This window comes from Pseudomonas sp. Marseille-Q1929, assembly GCF_017316265.1.
Classification (GTDB): Bacteria; Pseudomonadota; Gammaproteobacteria; order Pseudomonadales; family Pseudomonadaceae; genus Aquipseudomonas.
Genome location: NZ_JAFLWU010000002.1, coordinates 536761 through 546250 on the forward strand (window position 1 = coordinate 536761; position 9490 = coordinate 546250).

Annotated in this window: 7 protein-coding genes; 2 read left to right on the forward strand and 5 right to left on the reverse strand. The window is 60.6% G+C overall.

Annotation, left to right across the window (positions count from 1 at the left end; translation table 11 throughout):
* Window positions 1-15: 15 nt before the first annotated feature.
* Complete coding sequence (gene betB / locus J1G37_RS05920; protein ID WP_207040521.1) at window positions 16-1488, reverse strand: betaine-aldehyde dehydrogenase; 1473 nt, start codon at window positions 1486-1488, stop codon at window positions 16-18.
* A 92-nt stretch (window positions 1489-1580) separates the two neighbouring features.
* Entirely contained in the window at window positions 1581-2174 is a 594-nt protein-coding gene (gene betI / locus J1G37_RS05925) for a transcriptional regulator BetI (protein ID WP_015886274.1), read from the reverse strand.
* Window positions 2175-2554: 380 nt separating this feature from the next.
* On the opposite strand from betI, the gene J1G37_RS05930 reads away from it, so the two are divergent.
* Window positions 2555-4489: a BCCT family transporter gene (locus tag J1G37_RS05930; RefSeq protein WP_347402334.1), complete on the forward strand. Its 1935-nt coding sequence runs from the start codon at window positions 2555-2557 to the stop codon at window positions 4487-4489.
* A 163-nt stretch (window positions 4490-4652) separates the two neighbouring features.
* Here J1G37_RS05930 and choV read toward each other — a convergent pair whose 3' ends face one another.
* The 3 genes from choV to J1G37_RS05945 all read right to left on the reverse strand — a co-directional run bounded on the left by choV (window position 4653) and on the right by J1G37_RS05945 (window position 7690).
* Window positions 4653-5831: a choline ABC transporter ATP-binding protein gene (gene choV / locus J1G37_RS05935; RefSeq protein ID WP_124527216.1), complete on the reverse strand. Its 1179-nt coding sequence runs from the start codon at window positions 5829-5831 to the stop codon at window positions 4653-4655.
* Window positions 5828-6673 (reverse strand): choline ABC transporter permease subunit, encoded by an 846-nt coding sequence (gene choW, locus J1G37_RS05940; RefSeq protein WP_207040523.1) that lies wholly within the window; start codon window positions 6671-6673, stop codon window positions 5828-5830. Before choW ends, choV begins: the two co-directional genes overlap by 4 nt.
* A gap of 69 nt (window positions 6674-6742) precedes the next feature.
* Window positions 6743-7690 carry a choline ABC transporter substrate-binding protein gene (locus J1G37_RS05945; protein ID WP_207040524.1) on the reverse strand — a complete coding sequence of 316 codons (948 nt, stop codon included), beginning with the start codon at window positions 7688-7690 and terminating at the stop codon, window positions 6743-6745.
* A gap of 416 nt (window positions 7691-8106) precedes the next feature.
* Between J1G37_RS05945 and J1G37_RS05950 the strand changes: the two genes are divergently transcribed.
* On the forward strand, window positions 8107-9483 hold the full coding sequence (locus J1G37_RS05950; protein ID WP_207040525.1) for an L-serine ammonia-lyase: 1377 nt from the start codon (window positions 8107-8109) through the stop codon (window positions 9481-9483).
* The last annotated feature ends 7 nt before the right edge of the window (window positions 9484-9490 follow it).

Sequence of the window (9490 nt, forward strand, 5' to 3'; positions counted from 1 at the left end):
TACAAGGCTCGGGTCTTAGAACACCGAGGCGTAATCGCCCAGCTCAACCTGTACCGATTTGATGCGGGTGAAGTTGTTCAGCGAGCTGATCCCGTTCTCACGGCCCACACCGGATTGCTTGTAGCCGCCCACTGGCATCTTCGCGTCGGACTCGCCCCAGGCGTTGATCCAGCAGATACCCGCTTCCAGCTGATGAATCACGCGGTGGGCGCGGTTCAGGTCTTTGGTCACCAGGCCAGCGGCCAGGCCGAAGTCGGTGTCATTGGCACGGCGGATCACTTCTTCTTCGGTTTCGTAGGTCAGGATCGCCATGACTGGGCCGAAGATTTCTTCACGCACGATGACCATGTCGTCGGTGCAGTCGGTGAACACGGTCGGGGCCACGAAGGCGCCTTTGGCGAAGTCGCCGTCGGTCAGGCGGTCGCCGCCGCACAGCAGGCGTGCGCCTTGCTCTTTGCCCTTGGCGATGTAACCCAGCACGCTTTCCATGTGTTGGAAGCTGACCAGCGGGCCGAAGTTGGTGTTTTCGTCTTCCGGGTTGCCGACGCGAATGCGCGCAACACGCTCGACGATCTTGGCTTCAAACGCCGCTTGCAGGTGCTTCGGTACGAACACGCGCGTGCCGTTGGTGCAGACCTGGCCGGAGCTGTAGAAGTTGGCCATCATCGCGGTGTCGGCGGCGCGGTCGAGGTCGGCGTCGTCGAAGATGATCAGCGGGGACTTGCCGCCCAGCTCCATGGTCACGTCTTTCAGCGAAGAGCTGGAAGCGCTGGCCATGACCTTCTTGCCGGTGTCGGTGCCGCCGGTGAAGGAGATTTTTTCGATGCGTGGGTGCTCGGTCAGCCAGGTGCCGACTTCACGACCGCTGCCGGTCAGGACGTTGAACACGCCATCCGGAACGCCGGCTTCGGTGTAGATCTCGGCCAGTTTCAGGGTGGTCAGCGAGGTGACTTCGCTTGGCTTGAAGATCATTGCGTTACCAGCCGCCAGGGCTGGCGCGGATTTCCACAGGGCGATCTGGATCGGGTAGTTCCACGCGCCGATACCGGCGACTACGCCCAGCGGCTCGCGGCGGGTGTAGACGAAGGCGGTGTCGCGCAGTGGGATCTGCTCGCCTTCGATCGCTGGCACCAGGCCGGCGTAGTATTCCAGCACGTCGGCGCCGGTGACGATGTCGACGTACTTGGTTTCGGAGAAGGCTTTACCGGTGTCCAGGGTTTCCAGGGCGGCCAGTTCGTCGTTGCGCTCGCGCAGGATGTCGACGGCACGACGCAGGATGCGCGAACGCTCCATGGCGGTCATGGCGGCCCAGATTTTCTGGCCTTTTTCGGCGCTGACCACGGCACGTTCAACGTCTTCCTTGGTAGCGCGTTGCACTTGGGCGAGAACTTCACCGTTAGCCGGGTTGATGGCTTCGAAGGTGGCATCGCTGCCAGCGTCGCTGTAGCCGCCGTCAATGTAGAGTTTTTGCAGTTCGAAACGGGCCATAAAGTCCTCGCAAGTGCATAAGTGGTTGGCGTTGACCACCGCACCGTAGGCCGGTGCGGCAGCGTTCAGGGGTTGAGCGGTTTATGTGTGCTCTAACTCACCTGCTTGGCCAATTGGAAATCCATGTATTCGTAAGCGATCCGTTGCGCCTGCGCTGTGTCGAAAGCGTCTCCCGACAGGGCGCCGCGCAACCACAAACCGTCGATCAGGGCCGCCAGCCCGCGGGCTGCTTTGCGTGCGTGCGGCAACGGCAGCACGCGGCGGAACTGGCAGCACAGGTTGGAATACAGACGTTGATCGTTGATCCGCTGCAACCGGTGCAATGACGGGTGGTGCATGCTGGTGGCCCAGAAGGCCAACCAGGTTTTCATCGCCGGGCCGTTGACCTGGCTGGCGTCGAAGTTGCCCTCGATGATCACCTGAAGGTGCGCCCGTGGGCTGTCGTCCGTCAGGGCCAGTCGGCGTTCGTGGACGTTGTCGATCAGCGCGTTCATCAAATAGCGCATCGTCGCTGCAATAAGGCCGTTCTTGTCCTTGAAGTAGTGACTGATGATGCCGTTCGAGACGCCGGCCAAACGGGCGATCAGCGCAATGCTGGCATCTCCCATCCCGACCTGATCGATGGCCGTCAAGGTGGCTTCGATCAATTGCTGGCGGCGTATGGGTTGCATACCGACCTTGGGCATGTAGCACCTCTCCTTAGGCCTGCCGACTGGCGATAAACGTCCGTCGGCTTGATGGCCAGTCTATTTTGTTTTGATTGAACGTTCAATCAACAAAGAATAAGATCTGCGACAAATGGTCGCTGCCTACAGAAGTTTCCTACCTGGGAGCCGCGACAAATGACACCTGCAAAAACCCTTGAAACGCCCTGTCTACCGGTTCGGTAGGGGGCCAAGGATTTTCGGGGTGTCTTTATAACACCCGTCCGTCGCCTGCCCATAAAGCGATGTCCCGGGATAACCGCTGCCTTGTGTTTCTCTTTCGCACTGCCCGGAGCATCTGCGCCATGAGTTCTGCCTCTCTTATAAAGACCCCGCCAGAAAAGGTGCGGGTCAACGGTTGGGTGTTCTACACCTCCACCGCGTTGATTCTGTTGTTGACGGCCATCCTGATCATCGCCCCGCAGGAGGCCGGGCGCATGCTCGGCGTCGCGCAAGCGTGGCTGTCGAAAAGCTTTGGCTGGTACTACATGGTGGTCATTGCTGCCTACCTGGTATTTGTGGTCGGCCTGGCATTTTCTTCCTACGGCAAATTGAAACTGGGCAGCAAGGACGACACCCCGGACTTCAGCTACGGCGCCTGGGCCGGCATGTTGTTCTCGTCGGGTATCGGCATCTCGCTGCTGTACTTCGGCGCCTCGGAGCCGTTGGATCACTACTTCAACCCGCCGGAAGGCGTGGCCGCCAGCAACACGGCTGCACGCCAGGCGCTGCAACTGACGTTCCTGCACTGGGGCCTGCACGGCTGGGCGATCTATGCCCTGGTCGGCCTGGCCGTGGCGTACTTCGCCTACCGTCATAACCAGCCGCTGGCCTTGCGTTCGGCGCTGTACCCGCTGGTGGGCGAGCGTTGGGTGAAGGGCGCGGCCGGCCACGCGGTGGACGGTTTCGGCATGTTCGTGACCCTGCTGGGCCTGGTGACCAACCTGGGGATTGGCGCGATGCAAGTGTCGTCCGGGTTGGAAAACCTGTTCGGCATGGAGCACAACAACACCAATCTGCTGATCGTGATCATCGTGATGAGCACCGTGGCGACTATCGCCGCCGTGTCGGGTGTGGAGAACGGCATTCGCCGCCTGTCCAACCTCAACATCGTGCTGTTCAGCGGCCTGCTGATCTTTGTGCTGCTGTTCGGCCCGACCCTGCACCTGCTCAACGGCCTGGTGCAGAACACCGGTGACTACCTCAACGGTATCGTGCTGAAAACCTTCGACCTCTATGTGTACGAAGGCGACGCGGCGAAGACCGAAGGCTGGATGGGCCTGTGGACCCTGTTCTACTGGGCGTGGTGGATTTCCTGGGCGCCATTCGTCGGCATGTTTATCGCGCGGATTTCCCGTGGTCGCTCGGTGCGTGAACTGGTGGCCGGCGTGTTGCTGATCCCGCTGGGCTTCACCCTGGCGTGGCTGTCGATCTTTGGTAACTCGGCGTTGGACCTGGTGCTCAACCACGGTGCGGTGGAGTTGGGCAAGACGGCGCTGGAACAGCCGTCGATGGCCATCTACCAACTGCTGGAGCATTACCCGGCGTCGAAAATCGTCATCGGTGTGTCGATCTTTGTTGGCTTTGTGCTGTTCCTGACCCCGGCGGATTCCGGCGCGGTGATGATGGCTAACCTGTCGTGCAAAGGCGGCAACGTGGATGAAGACGCACCGCATTGGCTGCGGATCTTCTGGTCGGCGGTGATCACCCTGGTGACCATCGGCTTGCTGTTTGCCGGCAACTTCCAGGCCATGCAAACCATGGTGGTGCTGGCGGGGCTGCCGTTCTCGGTGGTGCTGGTGTTCTTTATGTTCGGTTTGCACAAGGCGATGCGCCAGGACGTAGCCATCGAACAGGAGCAGGCGCAATTGGCCGAGCGTGGCCGTCGTGGTTTCAGCGAGCGCCTGACCGCGCTGGACCTGCAACCGAGCCAGGGCACGGTGCAGCGTTTCATGGACAAGCACGTAACGCCGGCGCTGGAAGAAGCCGCCGCGGCCTTGCGTGAACAGGGCCTGGAAGTGCAGACCTTGCTCGGCAAATCCAAGCGCTGCATCGGTGTGCGCATCGAGATGGAAGAGGGCAATCCGTTTGTCTACGAAGTGAGCCTGGACGCTTACTCGTCGGCTTCCACTGACCTGCCTGAAGAAGAGCGCACCCGCTACTACCGTGCCGAGGTGTACCTGCACAACGGGCCTCAGGAATACGACCTGATGGGCTTTGCCCAGGAACAGATCACCCGGGACGTGCTCGATCAGTTTGAAAGCCATCGGCAGCTCCTTGGCCGGGTCTATAGCTGATAAAAGCCGGTGGTGTCGTCACTGACACCACCTGTCCAAGCATTGGTAATGCGATCAACTGTGGGAGCTGGCTTGCCTGCGATAGCTTTAGTGAACTCACTACAGCTATCGCAGGCAAGCCAGCTCCCACATTGACCCAGTTTCTTCAGGTGGGGTTGGGGTGTTAGCCCAGGTTCTTGCCCAGCAGGGCATGGTAAAGCTCGCTATCCCCCAAAATCCCCACCACCTTGTTGTTGTCATGCAACACCAGCTTGTTCCCGGTCTGATACCGAATCTGCAACGCATCGCGCATGCCGATATTCGAGTCCACCAGCGTCGGCACCCGGCCCAAACCTTCCACCGCTTGCCCCGGCGCCCAGTTCTGCAGATTCATCACTGCGCCATTCTGGCGGGCACCCTTGATGGTGTTGCCTTCGGCCAGGTCCAGCCACGAATCGCCGCCCGGGTCCAGGCACACCGAACCGTTGACGCGCTTGCAGTTGTCCAGGGTGCGCATCAGGCTGCGTCCGCACAGCACGTTCAGCGGGTTGGTATGGGCGACGAAGGTGCGCACATAGTCATCCGCCGGGTTCAGCACGATCTCTTCCGGCACGCTGTACTGGATGATCTTGCCGTCTTTCATGATCGCAATGCGGCTGCCCAACTTGAGCGCCTCGTCGAGGTCGTGGCTCACGAACACGATGGTCTTGCTCAGCTTGCGTTGCAACTCCAGCAGCTCGTCCTGCAAGCCTTGGCGGATCAGTGGGTCGAGGGCGGAGAAGGGTTCGTCCATCAGCAGGATATCGGCGTCCATCGCCAACGCGCGGGCCAGGCCGACGCGCTGCTGCATGCCGCCCGACAGCTCGTCCGGCTTCTTGTTGCGCCATTGGGTCAGGCCCACCAACTCGAGTTTTTCATCCACCAGCTTGCGTCGGTCTTTCTCCGGGCGGCCCTGCATCTCCAGGCCGAAGCTGATGTTTTCGCGCACCGTCAGCCAGGGCATCAGGGCGAACTTCTGGAACACCATGGCGATGCGTTTGGTGCGCATCATTTTCAGCTCGGCGGGGGTGCAGGAGGCGATGTCGATCTGGCGCCCTTCATGCTCCACGAACAGCTGGCCACGGCTCACGGTGTTGAGGCCGTTGATGCAGCGCAGCAAGCTGGATTTGCCCGAGCCCGACAGGCCCATCAGTACGCAGATCTCGCCTTTCTCGATGTCCAGGCTGGCTTTTTCTACGCCGACAATCTGCCCGGTCTTTTTCAGGATCTCGTTACGGCTCATGCCCTGGTCCAGCAGCTTGAGCGCTTCGCGTGGGTCTTTGGAGAAGATCACGTCGACATTGTCGAATCGGATAATGCTCATGCATCACCCCCTACTTTGGCGTCGGGTTGTTTGCAGATGCGGTCGAGCATGATGGCCAGCAGGACGATTGCCAGGCCAGCTTCAAAGCCCAGGGCGATGTCAGCGGTGTTGAGTGCGTTGACCACCGGTTTGCCGAGGCCGTCGGCGCCCACCAGGGCCGCGATCACCACCATCGACAACGACAGCATGATGCATTGGGTTATGCCGGCAGCGATGCTCGGCATGGCGTGGGGCAGTTCAATGCGCGAGAGCAGTTGACGGCGCGAGCAGCCAAAGGCTTTGCCGGCGTCGAGCAGCTCTTGGGGAACGTCGCGGATACCCAGGTAAGTCAGGCGGATCGGCGCGGCAATCGCGAACACCACCGTCGAGATCAAGCCAGGCACCACACCCAGCCCGAAGAGGGTCAGGGTAGGGATGAGGTAGACGAAGGTCGGTACGGTCTGCATCAGATCGAGCACCGGCCGCATCATCGTGTAGAACAGCGGTTTGTGCGCGGCAACAATGCCCAGCGGCACACCGATGACCACGCAGACCAGGGTGGCGAACAGCACTTGCGCCAGGGTCTCCATGGTTTCCTGCCAGTACCCCAGGTTGAGGATCATCAGGAAGGAGGCGATGACAAAGACGGTCAGGCCCCATTTGCGTTGAATAAAGTGAGCCAGCAGCGCAATCAGACCGATCAATGCCAGCGGATTGAACCAGGTCAGCGCAAATGTCACGCCGTGGATCATCGTTTCCAGGGTCGATGCGATTGCGTCGAAGTAGTTGGCGCCGTGTTGGGTCAACCATTCAACGAAGGCAGCGATGTACTGGCCTAGTGGGATTTTCTGTTCAGTCAGCATGGTAGTGAATGTCCACATGCGAAGAGGGAAAACATCCCGGGGCAGCGTACCGCCCCGGGGACAACGGTGTTACTTGGCGAGATAGGCTTTAACGGCGTCCAGTCCAGGTTTGCCATCCACAGTGGTCACACCGGCGAGCCAGGTGTCGAGGACTTGCGGGTTCTTCTTCAGCCAGGCTTTCGCCGCGGCGTCGGGCTTCATCTTGTCGTCCAGGACGTTACCCATCAGGGTGCTTTCCATGTCCAGGGTGAACACCAGGTTTTTCAGCAGCTGGCCAACGTTGCTGCATTCCTCGGAGTAGCCCTTGCGGGTGTTGGTGTAGATGGTCGCCTGGCCGTAGTTGGGGCCGAACGAGTCGTCACCGCCGGTCAGGTACTTCATCTTGAAGCGGGTGTTCATCGGGTGCGGTTCCCAGCCGAGGAACACGATGGCCTGGTCACGCTTGGAGGCGCGCTCGACCTGGGAGAGCATCCCGGCTTCGCTGGATTCGACCACTTTGAAACCGGCGGTTTTCAGGCCGAAGGCGTCTTTGTCGATCAGCGTCTGGATGGTGCGGTTGCCGTCGTTGCCCGGCTCGATGCCGTAGATCTTGCCGCCCAGCTCGTCCTTGAATTTGGCGATATCGGCGAAGTCTTTCAGGCCTTTGTTGTACAGCGCCTCGGGGACCGCCAGGGTGTACTTGGCGTTCTCCAGGTTGGCGCGCACGGTTTCCACGGTGCCAGCATCACGGTACTGCTTGATGTCGTTTTCCATGGTCGGCATCCAGTTGCCGAGGAAGATGTCCATGTTCTTGCCGTCGGCCAGGGACTTGTAGGTCACCGGTACCGAAATCATCGTGGTGCGCGGCTTGTAGCCCAGGCCCTTGAGGACTTCGCTGGTGGTCGCGGTGGTGACGGTGATGTCGGTCCAGCCGACATCGGAGAAGTTGACGGTCTGACATTGTGCCGGTTCTGCAGCGTGCGCCAGGACTGGCAGACTCAACATGGCGGCCAACAACAACTGGGGTGAACCTTTCATAGGGCTAGACTCCTGTGTTTTTTCTGGCGGCCTTCGCCGCGCTTTATAGGTGTTGCGGTTGGTACGTGCGACAACAGCTCTGGCACGGTGCCTTGCAAACGAGTCGAGACTGATCATGTACCAGTGAAAATCTGACGCCTACAGGGGGCGTCGTATCCAGTACAGGGATGGTCGTATCCAGTGTCGGTGACGTCGCTTACAGATTTTTCCAGAGGTAAAACTGCTGTTTTTACCCATCTGCACCGCAAAAAACGGCCAAAACCAGGGATCGCACGGCAGCGACGCTGGTGAGCATGGTCACGTCGGTGTGAGACGCCGTGATGACGAACAAAAGGCTGATGATGCCGCCATCTGGGCGATCTGAGCGTAGCACCTCGTTCATGCCTGGCCCGTGCTTATCGAGGAGTTCCACGGCAATGGCTATCAGTGTTTTCGACCTGTTCAAGATCGGCATCGGGCCTTCGAGTTCTCACACCGTCGGCCCCATGCGCGCCGCGGCGTTGTTCGTTCAAGGCTTGCGTGAACGCGAGTTGTTGGAGCAAGTGCGGCGTGTCGAAGTTCAGCTTTACGGCTCGCTGTCGGCCACGGGCATCGGCCATGGCAGCGACACCGCCACCATCATGGGCCTGATGGGCGAATGGCCCGACGCCATCGACCCGTCGCAAATCGGCATCCGCATCGCGACCCTGCGCGAAACCGACACGTTATTGCTCGACGGACGCCTGCCGGTGCCTTTTGTGTGGGCCCGCGACATGCAACTGCTCGATGAAAACCTGCCGTTCCACCCCAATGCCATGACCCTCGTGGTGCATGGCGACAACGGCGAGTTACACCGCGACACCTACTATTCCGTGGGCGGTGGTTTTGTAGTGGATGAAGCCCAGGCGCAAAGCGGCGTGGCCGACATGGACCGCACCGAGCTGCCCTACGATTTTTCCAGCGCGGCAGAGCTGTTGCAGCTGTGCAAGACCCACAACCTGCGCGTCGCCGAGCTGATGCTGGCGAACGAAAAGGTCTGGCGCAGCGAAGAAGAAATCCGCAGCGGCCTGATGAAACTCTGGCGCGCCATGCAAGATTGCGTGGAGCAGGGCCTCAAGCACGAAGGCATCCTGCCGGGCGGCCTGAACGTACGCCGCCGCGCGGCCAAGTTGCACCGCAGCTTGCAGGAGCTGGGCAAGCCCAACGTGATCGGCTCGACCTTGAGCGCGATGGAATGGGTCAACCTGTTCGCCCTCGCGGTGAACGAGGAAAACGCCGCCGGCGGGCGCATGGTCACCGCACCCACCAACGGCGCGGCGGGGATCATCCCGGCGGTGCTGCACTACTTCATGAAGTTCAGCGAAGAAGTCACCGAAGCCAACGTCGTGGACTACATGCTCGGCGCAGCAGCGGTGGGCATCCTGTGCAAGAAGAACGCGTCGATCTCCGGTGCCGAAGTGGGTTGCCAGGGCGAAGTCGGTTCGGCCTGCGCCATGGCCGCTGCCGGGCTGGCGGAAATCCTCGGCGCGACGCCTGAGCAACTGTGCAACGCCGCCGAAATCGGCCTGGAACACAACCTCGGCCTGACCTGCGACCCGGTGGGCGGGTTGGTGCAAGTGCCGTGCATCGAGCGCAACGCGATTGCGGCGGTGAAGGCGATCAACGCCGCGCAGATGGCCTTGCGTGGGGATGGCCAGCACTTTATCTCGCTGGACCGGGTGATCCGCACCATGCGTGATACCGGGGCGGATATGCATGACAAGTACAAGGAGACATCGCGGGGTGGGTTGGCGGTGAGTGCTGTGGAGTGTTGAGTCAGTG

Coding starts and splice junctions, on each gene's coding strand:
- betB (WP_207040521.1), bottom strand. CDS start 1,488: ATGGCCCGTTTCGAACTGCAAAAACTCTACATTGACGGCGGCTACAGC.
- betI (WP_015886274.1), bottom strand. CDS start 2,174: ATGCCCAAGGTCGGTATGCAACCCATACGCCGCCAGCAATTGATCGAA.
- choV (WP_124527216.1), bottom strand. CDS start 5,831: ATGAGCATTATCCGATTCGACAATGTCGACGTGATCTTCTCCAAAGAC.
- choW (WP_207040523.1), bottom strand. CDS start 6,673: ATGCTGACTGAACAGAAAATCCCACTAGGCCAGTACATCGCTGCCTTC.
- J1G37_RS05945 (WP_207040524.1), bottom strand. CDS start 7,690: ATGAAAGGTTCACCCCAGTTGTTGTTGGCCGCCATGTTGAGTCTGCCA.
- J1G37_RS05950 (WP_207040525.1), top strand. CDS start 8,107: ATGGCTATCAGTGTTTTCGACCTGTTCAAGATCGGCATCGGGCCTTCG.